This is a genomic window from Bartonella sp. TS25HLJMH (genome assembly GCF_042193505.1).
In the GTDB taxonomy this organism is placed as follows: domain Bacteria; phylum Pseudomonadota; class Alphaproteobacteria; order Rhizobiales; family Rhizobiaceae; genus Bartonella; species Bartonella grahamii.
Window position 1 is genome coordinate 1 of sequence record NZ_JBHILV010000118.1, and the last position, 521, is coordinate 521.

Genomic DNA, 521 nt, shown 5'->3' on the forward strand with positions numbered 1-521 from the left:
ATATTTTTATATTTTATAAACCTGCTGCCTTCTTATTTTTCAATTGCACTGTAAAAAATACGTGGTGCACTATTCCAGACCCATTTTTTGACATCAGGTGTCATAGCTACAGAAACATATGTCTGATAAATAAAAGCATAGGGTCCTTTCTGCATAAATTCACGTTGCAAATCAGCATACATTTGCACCCGTTTTTGGGGATCTTTTTCAAACAATGCATCTTGAACCTTTTGATTCATCTTGACATCAAAATACCCATGGCACCAACTAGCATAGCCTGTATTTTTAGCCTCAAACCTATTATCAGGATTGTAAATAAGGCGTGAAGCCATTGTATGGGGGTCCGCAGAGCCATTATTCCATCCGAAAAAAATCGTATCAAAACCACGCGCATAAAATTTTGAAAACAACTGTGTTCCTACAAAACGTTCAATTTTAAAACGTACCCCAACCTTTTTTGCGTTGTCTTGGAGAGACTGAGCAATAGGCAAAGCAAAAGGATAAGGAGAGGCACCAGCAAA

At 37.6% G+C, this 521-nt stretch carries 1 pseudogene; it reads right to left on the reverse strand.

Features of this window, described 5'->3' with window-relative positions:
* Positions 1–32: 32 nt before the first annotated feature.
* Positions 33–521, reverse strand: a pseudogene (locus ACFINF_RS09565) (ABC transporter substrate-binding protein); the annotation flags it as partial.